At 64.8% G+C, this 21,277-nt stretch carries 13 protein-coding genes; 8 read left to right on the forward strand and 5 right to left on the reverse strand.

The annotated features are described in order from the left end of the window. Nucleotides 1–323: 323 nt before the first annotated feature. The 3 genes from M0D65_RS02585 to hrcA all read right to left on the reverse strand — a co-directional run bounded on the left by M0D65_RS02585 (nt 324) and on the right by hrcA (nt 3,099). Nucleotides 324–731, reverse strand: a complete 408-nt coding sequence (locus M0D65_RS02585; protein WP_266250879.1) for an RNA-binding S4 domain-containing protein — start codon at nt 729–731, stop codon at nt 324–326. Nucleotides 732–825: 94 nt separating this feature from the next. Then, nucleotides 826–1,896: a ferrochelatase gene (hemH, locus tag M0D65_RS02590; protein ID WP_266250881.1), complete on the reverse strand. Its 1,071-nt coding sequence runs from the start codon at nt 1,894–1,896 to the stop codon at nt 826–828. Between the two features lie 183 nt (nt 1,897–2,079). Further along, the gene (hrcA, locus tag M0D65_RS02595; RefSeq protein ID WP_091010896.1) at nt 2,080–3,099 is read right to left on the reverse strand and encodes a heat-inducible transcriptional repressor HrcA; all 1,020 of its coding nucleotides are present in this window, start codon (nt 3,097–3,099) and stop codon (nt 2,080–2,082) included. Between the two features lie 247 nt (nt 3,100–3,346). Between hrcA and M0D65_RS02600 the strand changes: the two genes are divergently transcribed. Together M0D65_RS02600 and recN are read left to right on the forward strand one after the other, a co-directional pair. After that, nucleotides 3,347–4,249: an NAD kinase gene (locus tag M0D65_RS02600; protein ID WP_091010021.1), complete on the forward strand. Its 903-nt coding sequence runs from the start codon at nt 3,347–3,349 to the stop codon at nt 4,247–4,249. A 55-nt stretch (nt 4,250–4,304) separates the two neighbouring features. Beyond that, complete coding sequence (recN, locus tag M0D65_RS02605; protein WP_266250884.1) at nt 4,305–5,969, forward strand: DNA repair protein RecN; 1,665 nt, start codon at nt 4,305–4,307, stop codon at nt 5,967–5,969. 114 nt (nt 5,970–6,083) lie between these two features. Here recN and glnE read toward each other — a convergent pair whose 3' ends face one another. Continuing rightward, on the reverse strand, nt 6,084–8,879 hold the full coding sequence (gene glnE / locus M0D65_RS02610; RefSeq protein ID WP_266250885.1) for a bifunctional [glutamate--ammonia ligase]-adenylyl-L-tyrosine phosphorylase/[glutamate--ammonia-ligase] adenylyltransferase: 2,796 nt from the start codon (nt 8,877–8,879) through the stop codon (nt 6,084–6,086). 193 nt (nt 8,880–9,072) lie between these two features. Here glnE and M0D65_RS02615 point away from each other — a divergent pair, with 193 nt between their 5' ends. The 4 genes from M0D65_RS02615 (at nt 9,073) to aroG (ending at nt 17,326) form a co-directional block, all read left to right on the forward strand. Further along, the gene (locus M0D65_RS02615; RefSeq protein ID WP_266250887.1) at nt 9,073–13,299 is read left to right on the forward strand and encodes a YhdP family protein; all 4,227 of its coding nucleotides are present in this window, start codon (nt 9,073–9,075) and stop codon (nt 13,297–13,299) included. A gap of 103 nt (nt 13,300–13,402) precedes the next feature. Then, nucleotides 13,403–14,245 carry a carbon-nitrogen hydrolase family protein gene (locus tag M0D65_RS02620; RefSeq protein ID WP_091010013.1) on the forward strand — a complete coding sequence of 281 codons (843 nt, stop codon included), beginning with the start codon at nt 13,403–13,405 and terminating at the stop codon, nt 14,243–14,245. Nucleotides 14,246–14,403: 158 nt separating this feature from the next. Beyond that, nucleotides 14,404–15,870 (forward strand): metalloprotease TldD, encoded by a 1,467-nt coding sequence (gene tldD, locus M0D65_RS02625; RefSeq protein WP_096721017.1) that lies wholly within the window; start codon nt 14,404–14,406, stop codon nt 15,868–15,870. Nucleotides 15,871–16,252: 382 nt separating this feature from the next. Beyond that, nucleotides 16,253–17,326 carry a 3-deoxy-7-phosphoheptulonate synthase AroG gene (gene aroG / locus M0D65_RS02630; protein ID WP_266250890.1) on the forward strand — a complete coding sequence of 358 codons (1,074 nt, stop codon included), beginning with the start codon at nt 16,253–16,255 and terminating at the stop codon, nt 17,324–17,326. A gap of 165 nt (nt 17,327–17,491) precedes the next feature. Here aroG and M0D65_RS02635 read toward each other — a convergent pair whose 3' ends face one another. Beyond that, the gene (locus M0D65_RS02635; RefSeq protein WP_266250892.1) at nt 17,492–18,046 is read right to left on the reverse strand and encodes a cob(I)yrinic acid a,c-diamide adenosyltransferase; all 555 of its coding nucleotides are present in this window, start codon (nt 18,044–18,046) and stop codon (nt 17,492–17,494) included. A 215-nt stretch (nt 18,047–18,261) separates the two neighbouring features. On the opposite strand from M0D65_RS02635, the gene M0D65_RS02640 reads away from it, so the two are divergent. Together M0D65_RS02640 and M0D65_RS02645 are read left to right on the forward strand one after the other, a co-directional pair. Further along, complete coding sequence (locus tag M0D65_RS02640; RefSeq protein ID WP_266250894.1) at nt 18,262–19,677, forward strand: FAD-linked oxidase C-terminal domain-containing protein; 1,416 nt, start codon at nt 18,262–18,264, stop codon at nt 19,675–19,677. A 54-nt stretch (nt 19,678–19,731) separates the two neighbouring features. After that, nucleotides 19,732–21,225, forward strand: a complete 1,494-nt coding sequence (locus M0D65_RS02645; protein ID WP_091010006.1) for an FAD-linked oxidase C-terminal domain-containing protein — start codon at nt 19,732–19,734, stop codon at nt 21,223–21,225. The last annotated feature ends 52 nt before the right edge of the window (nt 21,226–21,277 follow it).

Below are 21,277 nucleotides of genomic sequence, written 5' to 3' on the forward strand. Positions count from 1 at the left end.
ACCGCAGCCGTGCTGCGGAAACGCCCGGTTACAACCATTACCCAGCCTTCATCAGATTGAGATTGAGCGGCATTTCCGAGTGGCCTAAACTCCATCCAAGCGTGAGAAAAGGCAGGTTTACCCTGAGCTTACGCGAGCCCATCACCGTCCGTCCCAATTGCCTGTTTCCATCCTGTGTTCAGGGGGTACCGTGAAACTGACCTTTGCAATATCGGTGGTCGCCTTGGTACTCATTGCGGGGACCACGACCATCTGCATGTCCGGGGCCGTCAACGAGAGCACGACCGAATATGGCGGCGTGCACGCGACGATGGAAAAGCTGTTCAATCCCCACCTGAAAGTCTGTCGATAATGCGCCGGTCGCGTTTCGTCGGCCGGCCCTGCAACGCCTCTGCGGGCTCCCGGTACGTCTTGCGGCGCTCCAGCTCCTGCTGCCGTTTCGCCTTGCTGTCCGCGGTTTCCGCGTAGAGCGTCTGGACTACGCTGGCCGGCCCGCGCACGTCGCACAGGCCCAGCACCTCCACCTGCCACACCATCCGTTCGATCTCGATCTCGACCAGGTCGCCGACGCGCACGTCTCTGGCCGGCTTGACCGTCGCACCGCCAATCCTCACCTGCCCTTTCTCGACCGCCGTGGCCGCCAGCGAACGCGTCTTGAAGAAGCGCGCCGCCCATAGCCACTTGTCGATCCGCAGGCGTGCGCTTGCGTCGGTTGAAATGCGGTAGTTCATCGGTTGCTCCGGGTCGCGGCGGCGCCTTCCTGCGCGGCGCTACGAAATTCAGGTGCCGGGCCCGTTGTCCAGCCCGGCGACGCAACGGCAGCGCTCATGCCGCCGCCGCGCCGTGGGTTTGCGGCACCTGCACCGGCCAGCCCTGCAGATTGATCGCCACGATTTCGCCAAGCGCCGCGATCCACGCCGGCGCCGTATTGACGCAGGGAATGCGGTGAAACTCCTTGCCGCCCGCGTGCACGAACTCGTCGCGAACTTCGATGCCGATTTCCTCGATGGTTTCGAGGCAATCGGCGGTGAAGCCGGGGCAGAACACGTCGGCCCGTCGCACGCCCGCCGCGCCCAGTTCCTTCAGCGTCGGCGCGGTATACGGCTGCAGCCATTCGGCCTTGCCGAAGCGCGACTGGAAGGTCACCCGGCATTCGACCGAGCTCAGCTCGAGCGCCTGCATCAGCAGCGCGCCGGTTTGCTGGCATTGCTCGTGGTAGGGATCGCCGAGATCGAGCGTGCGTTTAGGCACACCGTGGAAACTGAGGATCAGCTTGTCGCCGGCAGCGAAATCCGGGCGGCCGTGCGCGTGCCAGTAATGCTGTACCTGGGCCGCGAGCGCCGCGATGTACGCGGGATGGTCCGCGTACTGGCGCACAGTACGGATCTCGGGCTGGTTGCGCATGCGCCGCAACGCCGCGAACGCGTCGTCGAAGGCGGTCGCAGTCGTCGACGACGAATACTGCGGATACATCGGCATCAGCAGCACGCGTTCCGCGCCGGCGAGCTTCAACTGGTTCAGCATCGCCGGTATGCCCGGCGTGCCGTAGCGCATCGCGTACTCGACGATCGTCGTATAGCCGTTCGCCTGCAGCAACTGACGCAACGCGTCGACCTGCTTCTCGGTATGCACGCGCAGCGGTGAGCCTTCCGGCATCCAGACCGCCGCGTATTTCTTCGCCGACGAAACGCCACGAAACGGCAGGATCAGCAGACGCAGGATGATCTGCCACAGCACGGCGGGAATCTCGACGACACGTGGATCGGACAGAAACTGCGCGAGGTAGCGGCGCACCGCGCGGGGCGTTGGCGCATCGGGGGTGCCGAGATTGATCAGCAGCACGCCGACGCGATGTGCCGCGGCAGGCTGCGAAGGCCGCTCGAGATCGAAACGCATAGGCAACGGGTCGGCGCGCGGGGCGCGGAGTGAGAGGCGAAAGCGGCCATTATAGCGGCGCGGCTCGCCGGACCAACCCGCAACCGCCGCGCCTGTCGCGTCCGCTGGCCATCCGGCCGATTGGCGGCGCGGCCACCGGCCCGGCATCATCCACCATCGCAAGGGAAGACTGCGGGAACCACCCTACTGCTGGCTAAGAGTCAGCGAGAGCAGCCGCGCGGTGATATCGACGATCGGGATCACGCGGCTGTAGGCCATGCGCGTCGGCCCGATCACGCCGAGCGTGCCGACGATCGTGCCGTTCACCTCGTACGGCGCGGTGACGACGCTCATCTCCTCGATCGGCACGAGGTTCGATTCGCCACCGATGAAAATCTGCACGCCCTGCGCATGACTCGACACGTCGAGCAACTGAAGGAGGCTGGTCTTTTGGTCGAATATATCGAACAGCTTGCGCAGCCGCGCCATGTCGGACGACAGGTCGGCCACTTCGAGCAGATTGCGCTCGCCGGAAATCAGCACGGTTTCACCGGTATCGGTGTCGTCGGTGCTCGCGGTGACTGCGGCGTGCATCAACGTCGTCATGTCGCCGCGCAGCGCATCGATCTCTTCGCGCAGGCGGCGGCGCACCTCGTCGAAGGAGAGACCGGCGAAATGCGCGTTGATGTAGTTGGACGCTTCGGTCAGCTCGGACAGCGAGAAGTCGCGCTGCGTCGCCATGATGCGGTTCTGCACATCGCCTTCGGGTGTCACGATGATCAGCAGGATGCGCTTGTCGGACAGGCGCATGAATTCGATCTGCTTGAACACGTGGCTACGCCGCGGCGTCAGCACGACGCCGGCGAACTGCGACAGGCTGGACAGCACGCTCGCCGCGGCCGCGACGATTTTTTGCGGCTCGCCGGCCTGGAGCGTGGTCTTGACGGTCCGGGTGACGGCTTCTTCGTCGGCGGCGGACTCCATGGTCAGCATCGTGTCGACGAACAGCCGGTAGCCGCGTGGCGTCGGAATCCGGCCCGCCGACGTATGCGGGCTGATTACGAGTCCCAGTTCCTCGAGGTCGGACATCACGTTGCGAATCGTCGCGGGGCTCAGTTCCAGCCCGGAGTAACGCGACAGCGTGCGCGAGCCGACCGGCTGACCTTCGGCGATGTAGCGCTCGATCAGCGTTTTGAGGAGGGTTTGTGCGCGGGGATCTAGCATGACGAAAAATTTTAGCTCAATGGCGCTACAAACGATATGACCGGGATGTCGCCATCTATCCCAGCCGGCTTTGTCGCCCGTCAGCAGCTGCATGGCAGAGGTGCCGCCGCGCGCCCGATGCGGTCCTGTCATCGGCGCTTCACCATTCTAACGACAATCCTGTCCATGCAAGCCCGCTTTCGGTCCCGGCGCGCCGCCAGGATTGGCCACGGTTCTTTTCGACACCTACCTATGGTGTAATGCCGGCATGCAAGTTACCACCCAGTTCAAGACCGTCGCGCTCATAGGGCGCAGCAACACGCCCGGCATCGGCGAGCCGCTGACGAAGCTCGCCGCCTGCATCGAGAAGCGTGGCTTCGAGGTCGTGTTCGAAGCGGACACAGCCGCCGAGATCGGTGCGTCCGGCCACCCCGCGCTGCGGCTCGCCGAGATCGGCGCGCGCGCGGATGTCGCGGTCGTGCTCGGCGGCGACGGCACGATGCTCGGCATCGGCCGGCAACTGGCGCCCTACCGCACCCCGCTGATCGGCATCAACCACGGCCGGCTCGGCTTCATCACCGACATCCCGATCTCCGACATGTACGAAGCGGTCCCGCAGATGCTCGCGGGCAGCTTCGAGCGCGAAGAACGCACGCTGCTCGAAGCGCGCATCATGCGCGCCGGCGAACCGATCTATCACGCGCTCGCGTTCAACGACGTCGTCGTGAATCGCAGCGGCTTCTCGGGCATGGCGGAGTTGCGCGTCTCGGTGGATGGGCGCTTCATGTCGAACCAGCGTTCCGACGGTCTGATCGTCGCGACGCCGACCGGCTCGACCGCGTACGCGCTGTCGTCGGCGGGACCGATTCTGCATCCGCAGTTGCAGGGCCTCGTGCTCGTGCCGATCGCGCCGCATGCGCTGTCCAACCGGCCGATCGTTCTGCCGGACGACTCGAAGGTCGGCATCCAGATCATCTCGGGCCGCGACGTGAACGTGAACTTCGATATGCAGTCGTTCACCGCGCTTGAGCTGAACGATACGATCGAGGTGCGCCGCTCGCGCCATACGGTGCCGTTCCTGCATCCGGTCGGGTATAGCTATTTCGCGACGTTGCGCAAGAAGCTGCACTGGAACGAATACCCTTCGCACGAAGACGATCCTGAAAACTGAGCTGAGAACCGAACGCTCGCCTCGCCCGTCACCGCCTGCCAACCAGACCACCTCCATGCTTCGCCATCTCTCGATACGCGACTTCGTCATCGTCGCCGCGCTCGATCTCGAATTCGACAGCGGCTTCACGGTTTTCTCGGGCGAAACGGGCGCGGGCAAATCGATCCTGATCGATGCGCTCGCGCTTGCGCTCGGCGCGCGCGGCGATGCGAGCGTCGTGCGCACCGGTGAAGCGCGCGCCGACATCACCGCCGAATTCGATACCCACGGCGAAGTCGAGCAATGGCTCGACGACCAGGCGCTCGGCATAGCCGGCGATGCCGCCGGCAACACGGTGCTGCTGCGACGCGTGCTCGATGCAAACGGCCGCTCGCGTGCGTTTGTCAACGGCACGCCGGCCACGCTTACGCAACTGCGCGAACTCGGTGAGATGCTGGTCGATATCCATGGGCAGCATGCACACCAGTTGCTGATGCGGCCCGATGCGCAACGTCAGTTGTTCGATACGCACGCCGGCCTGCTCGAAACTGCCGCAGTCGTGAACCGTGCATGGCGCGGCTGGCGCGACGCCGCTCAGGCTGTCGAACTCGCGCAGACCCGCGACCGCGAACTGCAACTCGAACGCGAGCGCCTCGCCTGGCAGCTCGCCGAACTCGACAAGCTCGCGCCGCAGCCCGGCGAATGGGAAGACGTGAATGCCGAGCATCGGCGGCTGTCGCACTCGGCGAATCTGATCGACGGCGTACAGGGTGCGCTCAATGCGCTGTCCGAATCCGACGAAGCGATGCTTTCGCAGCTCGGCACGATCGTCTCGAAGCTGCGCGATCTCGCGGAGATCGACCCGGCGCTGAACGACGCGCTCGCCGCGCTCGAGCCCGCCGAAATCCAGTTACAGGAAGCTGCCTACTCGCTGTCGCATTACGCGCAGCGGCTCGAACTCGATCCGGACCGGCTCGCCCAGGTCGAAAAGCGGCTCGAAGCCTTGCACTCGGCGGCACGCAAATTCCGCCTTCAACCGCAGACACTGCCTGAAGAACACGAAGCACGCCGCGCGCAACTTGCCGCGCTCGACGCGGCCGCCGACATCGACAGCCTGCGCGCCGCCGAAGCAAAAGCAAAGGAAGCGTATCTCGCCGACGCGCGGCAACTGTCGAAGGCGCGCGCGAAGGCCGCGAAGGCGCTCGGCGCGGCGGTGACGACCGGCATGCAGGAACTGTCGATGGCGGGGGGCAGCTTCGAGGTCGCACTCGTCGCGTTGCCGGAAGGCGGGGCGCACGGACTCGAGCAGGTCGAGTTTCGTGTCGCCGGTCATGCGGGTGTGCCGCTGCGACCGCTCGCCAAAGTTGCGTCAGGCGGCGAGCTCGCGCGGATCAGCCTCGCGCTCGCGGTGATCGCGAGTGCCGCGAGCCCGACGCCGACCTTGATCTTCGACGAAGTCGATACCGGGATTGGCGGCGGCGTTGCCGAAGTGGTCGGGCGCTTGCTGCATCAGCTCGGGCGCGATCGCCAGGTGCTGTGCGTCACGCACCTGCCGCAAGTTGCGGCGCGTGGCGATCATCATTTCCAGGTGGCGAAGGCCTCGAACGGCAAGAGCGGTACCGTCAGCACCGTCACACCGCTCGACAAGACGAGCCGCATCGAGGAAGTGGCGCGGATGCTTGGCGGTCTGGAGATCACCGCCACTACGCGCAAGCACGCGAAGGAAATGTTGACGGCGTAAGGCGAGCGCATGGCGTTGCACGTCATGCGCCAACCGCGCGTTAGCCCAACACTCGCTAACCCACAGCTTCAAGGTGCTAACCGCGGCCGTAGCAGATCGCGCACTAGCCGCGCCTTAACCGAACACCCGCTGCCACAACTTCAGCACAACATCGCGCTCCCCCGCCACCGCATCCGGATCGACGCGCGCCTTCTCCATCCCGTCGAGCCGCAACCGGTGCTGCATCTTCCGGTACGTGCGATACGCGGCGCCGACCGTCTCGGCCTCGTCCTCGCTCATCAGCCCAAAGCGCGACACTTCGCGCAGCAGCGCGATATTGCCGGTGTTGCGGATCAGCTCCGGGTCGCTTGCCGCATGTAGCAGCACCCAGTACTGCACAAGGAATTCGATATCCACCATGCCGCCGCGGTCGTGCTTCAGGTCGAATAGCGGCGAACGATTCGGATGCCCGACTGCGACGCGCTCGCGCATATCGACGATCTCGCGCGCAAGCGGCTCAGCTTCGCGCGGCGTGGTCAACACCTGCTCGCGAATCGCCTCGAAGCGCGCGCCGATCTCGGCATCGCCGGCGCAATAGCGGGCCCGCGTCAACGCCTGATGCTCCCAGACCCACGCGGTATTCGCAGCATCGCCCTCGCGCAGCTGATAGCGGCGAAATGCGTCGAGATCGGTGACGAGCAAACCCGACTCGCCGTTCGGCCGCAACCGCAGATCGACGTCGAACAACGTGCCCGCGCCGGTCGCCATCGTGAGCCAGGTGATCAGACGGCGTGTGAAGGTCGCGTAGACATCGGCGGCGGCATCGTCGGTGTCGTCGTACAGGAAGATCAGATCGAGGTCCGACGCGTAGCCCAGCTCTTTGCCACCGAGCTTGCCGTACGCAATCACCGCGAAACGCGGCACCTCGCGATGACGCTTCGCGAGCTGCGCCCAGACCGCTTCGAGCGTCACGTCGAGCACCGCATCGGCGAGTTCGGATAGCCGGTCGCTGACGTGCTCGACGCTGAGTTTGCCCGCCAGATCGATCAGCAGGATGCGGAACACTTCAGCCTGGTGCGCATGACGCAGCAGATCCATCTGATGCTCCACACCGTCGGCGGCCGCGAGATGCGCGCGCAGCGTTCGCTTGAATTCGGACCAGTCGAACGGACTCGCAATCGCTTCGTCGTCGAGCAGTTCGTCGAGCAGCTGCGGATGGCGGATCAGATAACCCGCTGCCCAGTGCGACGCGCCGAGCACCGATAACACGCGATGCAGCGCGCTCGGGTATTCGGTCAGCAACGCGAGATACGCGCCGCGTTTGCTCACCGCCTCCAGCAGATCGAAGAAACGCGCGACTGTGTCGCCGCGCCGTTCGGGAGGTTCGAGCGTACGCGCTGCCTCGAGCGCACGCTGGGCGACGATGTCGAAGCGCTGCCGGCTGCGCTCGGCGAGCCCCGCATAGCGCGACGACTGCCACATGGCGCGCAGCCGCGCGAGCAGCTCGGCCGGCTCCGTAACACCCAGTTCGACGAGACGGGCTTCGAGCGCTTCACCGGCGCTGTCGTCGGCTAGCGCACTGCTCCACACCCACGCAGCCGCGCCGTCTTCGCGCACGCCGCAGCCTCGATGACCGGTCACCTTGTCGGAGAAAATCTGGTCGAATTGATGCTCGACGCGATCGCGCTGCGCGTTCAGCTCCACCATCAACGCGGCGTAATCGTCGAAGCCCATCGCGGTGGCGAGACAGGCGCGCTCGTCGGGGTCGACCGGCATCGCGTGCGTTTGCGCATCGTTGCGATACTGCAACCGGTGTTCGAGTTCGCGCAGAAAGCGATACGCGTGCGATAACTCATCGCACACCGCCGGCGCGATCAATCCGCGCACGTTCGCATAACGCAGCACAGCGAGCGTCGGCCGCACGCGAAACCCCGTGTCCTGACCGCCGCGAATCAACTGAAATACCTGCGCACTGAATTCGATCTCGCGAATACCGCCGCGACCGAGCTTGATGTCGTCGGCCTTGTCGGGACGCATCGACGCGCGGCGCTGCGCTTCCTGGCGAATCTGCACATGCAGCGCGCGAATCGCGCCAATCACGCCGAAGTCCAGATACCGGCGATAGATAAACGGCAGCGTGAGGGCGGCAAGTTGCTTCGCCAGACGCCGCGCAGATTCGCTGCGGCCTTCCGACACGAGCCGCCCCTTGATCCACGCATAGCGCTCCCACTCGCGGCCCTGCACGTAAAAATACTCTTCGAGCATGCCAAGGCTACACACGAGCGGTCCCGAATCGCCGTTCGGACGCAGCCGCATGTCGACGCGAAACACGTAGCCGTCGGCGGTAACTTCGGCGAGCGCGCCGATCAGGCGCTTGCCGACGCGCGTGAAAAACTCCTGCGTCGCGATCGGCGCGCGCTGGCCGCCCGCGGTTTCGCCGTCGTCTTCGTAGACGAAGATCAGGTCGATATCCGACGATACATTCAGCTCGCGCCCGCCCAGCTTGCCCATCCCGACGACGCCGAGCGTCAGCCGTTCGCCTTGCGGTCCGCGCGGCTCGCCATAGAGCGCTTCGAGATCGGCGGACACTACCGCCAGCGCGCGCTGGATCGTCACCTCGGCAAGATCGGTCATCGTGCCCGTGACTTCGGCGACATCGGCAGTGCGGGCAAGATCGCGCTCCATCACGGCGCAGAACACCTCGGTGCGCAACTGCCGCAAGGCCCGTTTCAGTGCATCGTCGCCGCTCGTGGCGCCCGCCACACAAGCCGCCGATTCCGCGCACAGCGCGTCGAGCCGCGCATCGATCCGTTCGCGCGTGAGCGGCGTCGCGGCCAGCGCTGCAATGCGCGCCGCGAGATCCGGACGCGCCGCAACGGCTCGTGCAACGTAATGTGAATAGCTGGAACTCAGCAGGGTTACATCAGTCATCAAAGGTCTGGCTCGCTCGTTGCTATGTCCCGTAGACCGGTCCCGGATATCCTTGGCGCATCATGGTTCGCACCCGCAACATGGGCTGCAAACCGGTATGGGCAAGGGTTTGCAGGAAGTTCGAGGGTACCGGCCCGTGTGTTACATTTCGTCGTCTGACAGCAAAACTACCATACCCGCCAACCGCCGCAGCATGTCCGAGCGAAACGACTCCGCCGACCCGCACAATGCTGGAAATACCAGGCCGGCCGGCGGACACGACCATGTGGTTCTGCGCTATACGCTGCGGGTGGTGCTGGGCATCGCGCTCGTCGTTTATTTCATCGTGGCCGCGCTGGTGCTGGGTCTGCGTTACGGCGTCCTGCCGCACGTCGACTCGTTCCGGCCGCGCATCGAAGCGCTCGTCTCCGACAAACTCCACACTGAAGTCCGTATCGGCAAGCTGGCGCCGCACTGGCTGGGCTTCCAGCCCGGCGTCGACGTCACCAATCTCACCATTCGCGATCGCGACGGTAACGTCGCGCTAACGGTCCCGCACGCTACCGCCACGGTGTCGTGGCGCTCGCTCGTGCAGCTCACGCCGCTGCTTTCGAGCCTGATCGTCGACAAGCCGGACGTCCTCGTTGCGCGCTCCGCGGACGGCACGCTGTCGGTGGCCGGGGTGCCGATGCCGAGCACGCACACCGGCAATGACACGTTCACCACCTGGCTGCTGCGCCAGCAGGCGATCGTGCTGCGCGGCGGCACGCTGCGCTGGCGCGACGCGCGCCACGACGCACCCGAGCTGACCCTGCAGGACATCCGACTCGCCATTCTGAACGACGGCTACGACCACCGGATCGCGCTGCAGGCGCCCGCCGAAGGCACCGTGCTGCATGGCCCACTCGATTTCCGCGCGCAGTTCCGACATGCGCGCATGGAGCCGATCGGTAAGCCGGTCAACTGGAGCGGCACGGCTTACGTGTCGACCGGTCCTGTCGATCTGCCTACACTTTCCCATTACATCGACTTCCCGATCGAGACTTTCGCGGGCCGCGTCGACAACGCCATCTGGATCGCGTTCGGGCAGGGGCGCATGAAATCGGCCAGCGGCGAGCTGTCGGGTACCGACGTCTCGCTGCGGGTACGCCCGACCCAGCCGAAGCTCGAGATGCCGGAGGCGCGCTTTTCCTGGTCGCTCGACGCCCCGGCGCGCGGCGACTACACGCTGATGCTGCGCAACCTGCGCGCGGAACTCGGCCAGCCGCCGCTCGACGACGGCACACCGCTCACACGCACGCTCGCGCTCACCACGCTGACCGGCCACTACCGGATGCCGAGCGTGCAGCACGGCCAGTTGGTCAGCGTCGCCGGCGATCGCGTCGACCTCGGCATCCTCGCGGAATTCAGCCGCGCGCTGCCGCTGCCGCGGCGTCTGCTGAACGAGCTCGTGCGCTTCAATCCGCGTGGCCAGGTCGCCAATTACGAAATGAAGATCGAGCGCGCCACGCCGGAAGGTGGGGAAGCCGCGAGCGAACGCAGCGCGACCGGCGCCGAGCCGATCGTGCGTTACCGGTTCAAGGGCGACCTGCAGGGCATCAGCGTCGCCGCGCAAGAACCGCCGCCGGGGCTCACCGCGCTGAACCACCCGCGCGCCGGGATTCCCGGTTTCGAGAATCTGTGGGGCAGCGTCGATGCCGACGAAACCCACGGCTCGGTTACGCTCGATACCGCCAATGCAGCCGTTACGCTGCCGGGCGTCTTCGACGACCCGAGACTCACGTTCGATCGCTTGCAGGGCACCGGCACCTGGACCGTCAACCCGGCCATACCCGGCGAAACGCACAAACCGTTCGCCATGTCGGTGTCGTCGCTTGCCGTGCAGAACGCGGACCTGCACGGCAAACTCGTCGCTAACTATTCGAACCCCGGCCACGGCCGCGGCACACTCGATCTGAAGGCCGACATCGATCATGCTCAGGTGTCGCGCGTCGTGCGCTATCTGCCCACCAGCATCAGCGAAAAACTGCGCATCTATCTTGGCCACGCGTTGCAGGCCGGAACCGCGCAGAACGGCACGATCGAAGTGCACGGCGACCTGACCCAGTTTCCGTATTCGCGTAATCCTTCTGCGGGGATCTTTCATATCGTCGCGCCGTTCAAGGGCGGCACCTTCGACCCATCGCCGTACCCGCCGAAGAAAATGAAGGACGGCACACCGAGCGTGTGGCCCGCGCTCGAAGGCATCAATGGTGTGTTCGAGCTGAAGGAGAACCTGCTGCGCTTCGATATCGACCGCGCGAATTACCGGCGCGTCGCGTTGAACAAGGTGACGGGTCGCATCGACGATCTCGGTACGAAGACATCGAGCCTCGTGATTGCCGGCGACGGGCGCGGTCCGCTCGCCGACCTGCTCGATTATGTGAACAGCAGCGCGCTCGGCGGCATGTCGAAACACGTGGCCGAAAAGATCCATGCCGACGGTCCCGCCACGCTCGCGTTGAAACTCACGGTGCCGCGCACGCCGAAGCCGCACATCGCCGTTGAAGGAACGGTCGGCTTCCAGAACAACCGCCTCGCGATGAACAACGTGCCGCCGCTGTCCGACCTGCGCGGCAAGGTTCATTTCACCGAGCACACCGCCGCGCTCGACAGGCTGTCGGGCCGGTTTCTCGGTGGCGACGTGCGGGCGAACGGCGGCCTGAAGCAAAACGGCAGCTATGCGCTCGACGTCGCGGGTCACATCGCCGTCGATGCCGCGCGTGGTCTCGATCTGCATGGTCCCGCCGCGCAGGTGTTGACGCGGATGACGGGTAGCGCGCCGTACGACCTGAGTGTGCAAGGCAGCAAAGGACATCTGCCGGAAGTCACGGCGAATTCCGATCTGACTGGACTCGCGCTGAACTTCCCTGCGCCGTTCAACAAACCGCTCGGCACGCCGATGCCGTTGCATTTCACGCTGCAACCGCAGTCCACGACAGCGTCCGCCGAGCCGGCAAGTGCAGCAAGCGCGGCTGGCACGACCACCACAACCGGCCAGCAACGCGCCGACCTGACATTCGGCCCAATCGCCGCCACCTATCTGCTGCAGCTCGCACCACACGAAAAACCCGCCGTCGTGCGCGGCGCGATCGGCGTCAACCGGCCCGCCGAGCTGCCGTCCGAAGGCGTCACCGCCGCGGTCGACATCGACGCCCTCGATGCCGACGCATGGCGCACATTCGTCACCGACATGCGCCACGGTAACGACGGCACGCAACCGGGCGTACCGTCGGCGAGCGTCGCGCAGTTCCTGCCGAACCGCTTCGCCGTCCACATCGGCACACTGACGCTGCTCAAGCGCCACTGGGAAAGCGTGGTGGTCGGCGCCTCGCACATCGACAACAAGTGGCAAGCCAACATCGCGTCGAATCAGGTGTCCGGTCACGTGTCATGGCTGCCCGGCGCCAGCAAGGATTCGCCGGGCACGTTGCAGGCACGCCTCGCACGCCTCGTCATTCCCTCCGCGTCGGAAAACGATCTACTCGGCCAGGCGATCTCGGCGCCGGCGCAGAACATGCCGACGATCGATCTGATCGTCAACGAGCTGATCGTGCGCGGCCGCAACTTCGGCCGACTCGAAGTCGATGCGCACAACAGCGACGAAGACGGCGTGCCGGTGTGGCAACTCGATACGCTCGAAGTCAGCAATCCGGCCGCGAAGTTGACCGCTACCGGCAACTGGCGCACGTCGCGCCGGCTCGGTTCGAACGCCGACGAAGACACGCCGCGCCGCACCGTGTTCGACTTCAAGCTCGACATCAAGGATGCGGGCGAACTGCTCGAGCGCGCGGGACTGCCGCGCACCGTCAAGGGCGGTTCGGGCGTGCTGGCGGGCAAAGTGGGCTGGCGCGGCGGCCCGACTGCAATCGATTACCCGACGCTCAACGGCAACCTGTCGCTCGATCTGCATCACGGCCAGATCCTCAAGGTCGACCCGGGCGCGGCGAAGCTGCTCGGCGTGCTGAGTCTGCAAAGTCTTGCGCGCTTCGCGACGTTGAACTTCAAGGATGTGATCGGCAAGGGCCTGCCGTTCGAAAGCATCAAGGGCACCAGCGAGATCAACAACGGCATCGGCCGCACCGACAACTTCGAGATGATCACCGCGCCGGCGCGCGCCGATATGCGCGGCACGGTCGACCTCGCGCACGAAACGCAGAATCTGAACGTCCACGTCATCCCAACGGTAAGCGCGGGCGCCGCCGCGGTAGCGGTCGCCGTGATCAATCCGTTGCTCGGGCTCGGCGTGCTGGCGGCGGATCTGGCGCTATCGCATTCGATCGGCAAAGCCTTCGCACTCGACTACGCGATTACCGGTTCATGGTCCAAACCGCATGTCGAGCGGGTCCATGGCGATCGGGGTAAGATGGACGCACCCGCTTCTGCGGCGACCGCTCCTTGAACCCTTGTTCCATGCGGCGCGGCGCCGAGGCGGCCAGTCTCGTTCTCGCCCGCGGCACGCGCTATCAGCGCCGCGGCCCTGCCCGGAACCTTTCGACAATCTCATGAGCGATCAACACGCCCATTCCCCATCCGAAGCTGCGTCGTCCACCCGCGTTGCCGCATTGCAAATGGTGACGACGCCCGATCGCGAGCGCAATCTCGCCGAAGCCGAACGCCTGATCGCCGAAGCCGCCGCCGATGGCGCGCAGCTCGTGCTACTGCCCGAATATTTCTGCTTCATGGGCTTCAAGGACACCGACAAACTGTCGATCCGCGAAGCATATCGCGACGGCCCGATCCAGCGCTTTCTCGCCGACGCCGCGCGCCGGCATGGCGTGTGGGTGATCGGTGGAACGCTGCCGCTTACTGCGCCGGAACCGGAGCGCGTGCTGAATACCACGCTCGTGTTCGATCCGCAGGGGAACGAAGCGGCGCGCTACGACAAGATTCATCTGTTCAGTTTCGAGAAAGGCGCCGAATCGTTCAACGAGGCACGCACCATTCGCCCCGGCGACAGCGTCACGACCTTCGAAGCCCCGTTTGGCCGCGTCGGCCTGTCGGTCTGCTACGACCTGCGCTTTCCCGAGCTGTATCGCAAGCTCGGCGATTGCGCGCTGATCGTCGTGCCGTCGGCGTTCACTTACACGACCGGTCGCGCGCACTGGGAAACCCTGCTGCGCGCACGTGCGGTCGAAAATCAGTGCTACGTGCTCGCGGCTGCGCAGGGCGGCACGCATGAAACCGGCCGCCGCACGTGGGGCCACAGCATGCTGATCGATCCGTGGGGCGAGATCGTCTCCGTGCGCGAAGAAGGTGCCGGGGTGGTCGCGGGCAATATCGAACGTGCGCGCATCGACGAAGTCCGGGCGAGTCTGCCCGCCTTGCGTCACCGCGTGCTCGCCTGACAAGCCCCTACAACCATTGAAATCCGGCCCATTCGAACCATCTGATAACCTATCCGCATCGAATATGCGTATCGAATGACGGTGGCACCGCAGCAATCCGAACCGCCAGCTCGCGATATCCCCAAACTTACGACCCGATCTAATCGACTCACATCCGCATGAACATCATCGAACCCGGAATTCGTAATCTCGCGACCGCGAAGGACGTGCTTCTGACGCCCTACGGTCTCGACGAGTCCCTGCTCACCCGCACGCTCGCCGAGATTTTCACGCACCGCGTCGACTACGCAGACCTGTACTTCCAGGCGACCCGCAGCGAGGCATGGAGCCTCGAAGAGGGCATCGTCAAGTCGGGCAGCTTCAGCATCGACCAGGGCGTCGGCGTGCGCGCCGTGTCCGGCGACCGCACCGCCTTCGCCTATTCCGACGATCTCTCGCCCGAAGCTATCCGTCAGGCTGCGATCGCGACGCGCTCGATTGCAAAGGCCGGCGGCGGCAAGCAGAAGGTGAAGGTCGCGTCGTCGCTGACGGGCATCGCCGGACGCGATCTGTATCTGCCGTCCGACCCGCTGCATTCGCTCGACGCAACCGCCAAGGTCAAGCTGCTCGAGCGTGTCGAACAGATCGCACGCAGCCGCGATCCGCGCATCACGCAAGTGATGGCAGGGCTCGCCGGCGAATACGACGTCGTGCTGGTGGCGCGTAGCGACGGCGGTTTTGCCGCCGACATCCGCCCGCTCGTACGCGTGTCGGTCACGGTGATCGCCGAGCAGAACGGCCGCCGTGAAATCGGCAGCGGCGGTGGCGGCGGACGCTTCGACTATGGCTATTTCACCGACGCGATCCTGTCGAAATACGTCGACGACGCCGTGCACGCCGCGCTCGTCAATCTCGACGCGCGGCCCGCACCGGCCGGCGCGATGACCGTCGTGCTCGGGCCGGGCTGGCCCGGCGTGCTGCTGCACGAAGCGATCGGTCACGGGCTCGAAGGCGACTTCAATCGTAAGGGCTCGTCGGCGTTTGCCGGTCGCATCGGCGAGCAGGTTGCCGCGAAAGGCGTCACGGTCGTCGACGACGGCACGCTGCCCAATCGCCGCGGCTCGCTCAATATCGACGACGAAGGCAACCCGACGCAGTGCACGACGCTGATCGAGAACGGCATCCTGAAGGGCTACATCCAGGACACGTTGAACGCGCGCCTGATGAAAATGCCCGTCACCGGCAATGCGCGCCGCGAATCGTACGCTGCACTGCCGATGCCGCGCATGACCAACACCTACATGCTCAACGGCGACCGCGATCCGCAGGAAATCATCGAATCGGTGAAGAACGGCCTGTACGCGGTCAACTTCGGCGGCGGTCAGGTCGACATCACGAACGGCAAGTTCGTGTTCTCGGCCTCCGAGGCGTACATGATCGAGAACGGCAAGATCAGCTACCCGGTGAAGGGTGCGACGCTGATCGGCAGTGGCCCGGAATCGCTGAAGTACGTGACGATGATCGGCAACGACATGGCGCTCGATTCCGGCGTTGGCGTGTGCGGCAAGGAAGGCCAGAGCGTGCCGGTCGGCGTCGGCCAGCCGACGCTGCGCATCGAGAAGATGACGGTGGGCGGCACCGCCTGAGTTTCACGCAGTCCGCACATTTCTTGCGCAACTCAAGAGAAATGTGCGGATTATCCGCATTTTCATGTCCCCCGGCTTGCCAGTTGCTTAAGGCCGGGTTATAAAGCACGACACCTTTTTCAGATCACCGAGCACCTTTCACGCCATGTCCGCCAAGTTTTACTTTTATTTTTTCTGGCATCTCAGACCGCTGGCGGATCGAGAGGGGTGTTAGTGCACGTAAGGCACCCAAAATTCCCGAAAAAACCGCCAGCGAGTCTGGCGGTTTTTTTTTCGCCTCTCGCTTCTATCCACCTAACCCTTTTACTAGCCTGACGAGTTTCCGCTGCGGTCCGCTATCCACCGCGCGAGCACGCTACAAGTCGAATCCTGGAGAAAAACCATGCCCCCGCACAACACCGACGATGTCCGTATTCGAGAGCTGAAAGAGCTCACACCGCCCGCCCATCTGATCCGCGAGTTCCCCTGCGACGAGCCGGTGTCGAACCTGATCTACAACGCTCGCCGGTCGATGCATCGCATCCTGCACGGGATGGAAGACCGGCTGATCGTGATCGTCGGGCCTTGCTCGATTCACGATACGAAGGCCGCGCTCGAATACGCCGGGCGTCTCGTCGAGCAGCGCGCGCGTTTCGCCAGCGAACTCGAAATCGTGATGCGCGTGTACTTCGAGAAGCCGCGCACGACGGTGGGCTGGAAGGGTCTCATCAACGACCCGCACATGGACAACAGCTTCAAGATCAACGACGGCCTGCGCACCGCGCGCGAGCTGCTGCTGCACATCAATGAGCTTGGGTTGCCGGCCGGTACCGAGTACCTCGACATGATCAGCCCGCAGTACATCGCCGATCTGATTTCGTGGGGCGCGATTGGCGCGCGGACCACCGAATCGCAAGTGCACCGCGAGCTGGCTTCCGGGCTTTCGTGTCCGGTCGGCTTCAAGAACGGCACCGACGGCAACGTCAAGATCGCCGTCGATGCAATCAAGGCGGCGTCGCAGCCGCACCATTTCCTGTCGGTGACGAAGGGTGGCCACTCGGCAATCGTGTCGACGGCCGGCAACGAGGACTGCCATATCATCCTGCGCGGCGGCAAGACGCCGAACTACGACGCGGAGAGCGTCAACGCAGCCTGCGCCGACATCGGCAAGGCCGGCCTCGCCGCGCGCCTGATGATCGATGCGAGCCACGCGAATAGCTCGAAGAAGCATGAGAACCAGATTCCGGTGTGCGCGGATATCGGCCGGCAGATCGCGGCGGGCGATGAGCGGATCATCGGTGTGATGGTGGAGTCGCATCTCGTGGCGGGACGTCAGGACTTGCAGGAAGGCTGCGCGCTCACATACGGCCAGAGCATTACCGATGCGTGTATCGCTTGGGACGAAACCATCGGGGTACTCGAAGGGCTGGCTGAATCGGTGAAACAGCGGCGCGTTGCGCGCGGCAGCGGTAACTAAGATCGGGCAGTCGCAACCGGGACTCAACTGCGGCTGTTGAGACCCGGTAGCGGCAACCCAGTGCGGGCCGCGCGACAACTAAAACGAAGCTGGTCTCGCACAGGCACTCGCGCACACGGATCGCCGTGCAGCGCGCGTGCCGCGTGCTTCTTCAGTAGCGCATGCTCAACCGATAGAACGATCCCGCCGCCAGAGCACATCGCTGCCGCCACCGCTCCGGTTCAACACACGCGCAAGCACGAACAGCAAATCGGACAGCCGGTTCACATACTGCCGTGGCGCCGCGTTAATCGTTTCATGTTCGCCGAGCGCGACGATCGTGCGTTCGGCGCGCCGGCACACCGTGCGGCAGACATGCGCGAGCGCCGCAGCCCGCGAGCCTGCGGGCAGGATGAACTCCTTCAGCGGCGGCAGTGTTGCGTTGTAGTGCGCGAGCCACCCGTCCAGTTGCGCGAGATGCGCCTCGGCGATCACCGTGTGCCCCGGTATGCACAGCTCGCCACCCAGATCGAAGAGATCGTGCTGGATCGCGGTGAGTGCGGCCCGCACGTCGTCGGGTAGCGCTTCGCACAACAGCACACCCAGATTCGAATTGAGTTCGTCGACGTCGCCGATCGCCGCGATCCGCGCGTCGTCCTTGCGCACCCGCCGGCCGTCGCCGAGCCCGGTACTGCCGTCGTCACCGGTGCGGGTGGCGATCTTGCTCAAGCGGTTGCCCATGATGGAGTCCCATTCAGTCGGTCGGTCGCAGCGCGTGCGGGGCGCACCCGCTGATTGAAGCCATGCTCCGCGGCAGCAAGCCAAAAAGCCTACGCGGTCGATCGCAGCATTATAGGTGCCGGTCTTACCCTGCGTGCCCGTCACGCCCGCCACAGACGATCGGCGTAAAATGACCCGCAACCATAAGACACATCGCCCGCTTTCAGGAGACATGCGTGAACCATCCCGTGCCGCCAGCACCTTTGCGTCGCCCGTTCCCCGCCGAGCTGCTCGCCTCGCTGAAAGCCGCGTTCGGCGAGCGCGTCTCGACCGCCGAGGCGGTCCGCACCCATCATGGCCGCGACGAGTCGCCGTTCGATCCGCAATTGCCCGATGCCGTTGTCTTCGCGAATCACACCGAAGACGTGCAGACCGTGGTGAAGTTGTGCGCGCAACATGACACACCGATCATTCCGTACGGCAACGGCTCCTCGCTAGAAGGCCATCTGCTGGCCGTGCACGGCGGCGTGTCGATCGACCTGTCCGCGATGAACCGCGTGCTGTCGATCAACGCCGAAGACCTCACCGTCACCGTCGAACCCGGCGTCTCGCGCAAGCAGTTGAACGAAGCGCTGCGCGACACGGGCCTGTTCTTCCCGATCGATCCGGGCGCGGATGCGAGCATCGGCGGTATGTCGGCGACGCGCGCGTCGGGCACTAACGCCGTGCGCTACGGCACGATGCGCGAGAACGTGCTCGGCCTGAGCGTGGTCCTCGCCGATGGCCGTGTGATCCATACCGGCACGCGGGCGCGTAAATCGTCGGCGGGTTACGACCTCACGCGTCTTTTCGTCGGCTCCGAAGGTACGCTCGGTGTCATCACCGAAATCACGCTGCGGATTTATCCGCAGCCGGAAGCGGTATCGGCCGCGGTGTGCGCATTTCCGTCGATGGGCGATGCAGTTCGCGCGGTCATCGAGACGATCCAGATGGGTGTGCCGATCGCGCGCGTCGAGTTTGTCGATTCGCTCGCGATCCGCTCGATCAACAAGCATGCACAGATGACACTGCGCGAAGCGCCGACGCTGTTCTTCGAGTTTCACGGCACGGAAGCCGGCGTCAAGGAGCAGGCGCAACAGGTCCAGGACATCGTCGCGCAACACTCGGGCGAAGACTTCGAATGGGCGACGCGGCCCGAAGATCGCAGCCGTCTATGGAACGCACGACACAACGCGTACTTCGCGATGCTGCAGCTCAAGCCTGGCTGCCGCGCGGTCACCACCGACGTCTGCGTACCGATCTCGCGACTCGCCGAATGCGTCGTCGAAACCGAGCAGGACCTGATCGCTTCGCCGCTGCCCTGCCCGATCGTCGGTCACGTCGGCGACGGCAATTTTCACGTCGCTATCCTGATCGATCCGCACAAGCCCGAAGAACTCGCCGAAGCCGAGCGCCTGAATCATCGCATCGTGCAGCGCGCGTTGCGCATGGACGGCACCTGCACCGGCGAACATGGCGTGGGCCTGCACAAGATGAACTTCCTGCTCGAAGAGCACGGGCCCGTCGCAATCGAAACGATGCGCTCGATCAAGCACGCGCTCGATCCGCACAACCTGATGAACCCCGGCAAGATTTTCTCGTGGGCCGCCTGACCTATGACGCAACGGAGCGTGTCGGAGATGAAAGAGGTCGCAGCAGGAGGAGACATGAACGCACCCGCCGAACTCTCGGCTGAAGTGCTCGCGCAACGCCAGCGCGAAGTCGTGCAGGCGCTGATGGCCGTGCTGCCGACGCACTGCCTGCTCTATCGCGAAGAAGACACAGTGGCCTACGAGTGCGACGGCCTTGCCGCTTACCGCCGCCTGCCGCTCGCCGTGGTGCTGCCGGAAACGGAATCGCAGGTGCAGCGCATCGTGCAGATCTGCAAGCGGCTCGACGTGCCGATCGTGCCGCGCGGTGCGGGCACCGGGCTGTCGGGTGGCGCGATGCCGATACGCCATGGCGTGGTCGTATCGCTGGCGCGCTTCAGGAAGATCGTCGAAGTCGATTCGTACGCGCGCATCGCCACCGTGCAACCGGGCGTGCGCAATCTCGCGATCTCGGAAGCGGCCGCGCCGTATGGGCTCTACTACGCACCCGATCCGTCGTCGCAGATCGCCTGCACGATCGGCGGCAACGTGTCGGAGAATTCCGGTGGTGTGCATTGTCTGAAGTACGGTCTCACCGTGCATAACGTGCTGCGCGTGCGCGCGGTGACGATGGAAGGCGAGATCGTCGAGTTCGGCTCGCTGAGCCCGGACGCGCCTGGGCTCGATCTGCTTGCGGTGTTGATCGGTAGCGAAGGGATGTTCGCGATCGTCACCGAAGTCACCGTGAAGCTGATTCCTAAGCCGCAAACCGCCCAGGTCGTGATGGCGAGTTTCGACGATGTCGTGAAGGGCGGCGATGCGGTTGCCGGCATCATCGCAGCAGGCATCATTCCCGCGGGCCTCGAAATGATGGACAAACCGGCGACGCGTGCCGTCGAGGGTTTCGTCAACGCGGGCTACGATCTCGATGCCGCGGCGATCCTGTTATGCGAGTCGGATGGAACACCCGAAGAAGTCGCCGACGAAATAGTCAGGATGACGGCCGTACTACGCGAGCATGGTGCGACACGCATCCAGATTTCGCGCTCGGAAAGCGAGCGGCTGCGCTTCTGGTCCGGACGCAAGAACGCGTTTCCGGCCGCCGGACGCATCTCGCCCGACTACTACTGCATGGACGGCACGGTGCCGCGTCGCAGCATCGGACCGTTGCTCGCGCGCATCGAGGTGATGGAGGAAAAGTACGGCCTGCGCTGCATGAACGTGTTCCATGCGGGCGACGGCAACATGCATCCGCTGATCCTCTTCAACGGTAACGATCTCGACGAATGGCACCGCGCCGAGGCGTTCGGCGCCGACATTCTCGAGACCTGCGTCGAACTGGGCGGCACCGTGACGGGCGAACACGGCGTCGGCATCGAGAAGATCAATTCGATGTGCGTGCAGTTCTCTCCCGAAGAGCGCGATGCGTTTCACGCGGTCAAGCGCGCCTTCGATCCCCCCGGCCTGCTGAACCCCGACAAGGGCATCCCGACGCGGGCCCGCTGCGCCGAGTACGGCAAGATGCATGTGCGCGGCGGCCTGCTGCCGCATCCCGATCTGCCGCGTTTCTAGCCTGCGCGCGCGGGTCGTCCACTGGCAAGCGCGCTCCGCGGGTCATCCCTGG

This window comes from Paraburkholderia sp. CHISQ3, from assembly GCF_030464945.1.
Lineage (GTDB): Bacteria > Pseudomonadota > Gammaproteobacteria > Burkholderiales > Burkholderiaceae > Paraburkholderia > Paraburkholderia megapolitana.

Coding starts and splice junctions, on each gene's coding strand:
- hemH (WP_266250881.1), bottom strand. CDS start 1,896: ATGCGTTTCGATCTCGAGCGGCCTTCGCAGCCTGCCGCGGCACATCGC.
- M0D65_RS02645 (WP_091010006.1), top strand. CDS start 19,732: ATGAACGCACCCGCCGAACTCTCGGCTGAAGTGCTCGCGCAACGCCAG.
- aroG (WP_266250890.1), top strand. CDS start 16,253: ATGCCCCCGCACAACACCGACGATGTCCGTATTCGAGAGCTGAAAGAG.
- M0D65_RS02615 (WP_266250887.1), top strand. CDS start 9,073: ATGTCCGAGCGAAACGACTCCGCCGACCCGCACAATGCTGGAAATACC.
- tldD (WP_096721017.1), top strand. CDS start 14,404: ATGAACATCATCGAACCCGGAATTCGTAATCTCGCGACCGCGAAGGAC.
- recN (WP_266250884.1), top strand. CDS start 4,305: ATGCTTCGCCATCTCTCGATACGCGACTTCGTCATCGTCGCCGCGCTC.
- M0D65_RS02585 (WP_266250879.1), bottom strand. CDS start 731: ATGAACTACCGCATTTCAACCGACGCAAGCGCACGCCTGCGGATCGAC.
- M0D65_RS02600 (WP_091010021.1), top strand. CDS start 3,347: ATGCAAGTTACCACCCAGTTCAAGACCGTCGCGCTCATAGGGCGCAGC.
- glnE (WP_266250885.1), bottom strand. CDS start 8,879: ATGACTGATGTAACCCTGCTGAGTTCCAGCTATTCACATTACGTTGCA.
- hrcA (WP_091010896.1), bottom strand. CDS start 3,099: ATGCTAGATCCCCGCGCACAAACCCTCCTCAAAACGCTGATCGAGCGC.
- M0D65_RS02635 (WP_266250892.1), bottom strand. CDS start 18,046: ATGGGCAACCGCTTGAGCAAGATCGCCACCCGCACCGGTGACGACGGC.
- M0D65_RS02620 (WP_091010013.1), top strand. CDS start 13,403: ATGAGCGATCAACACGCCCATTCCCCATCCGAAGCTGCGTCGTCCACC.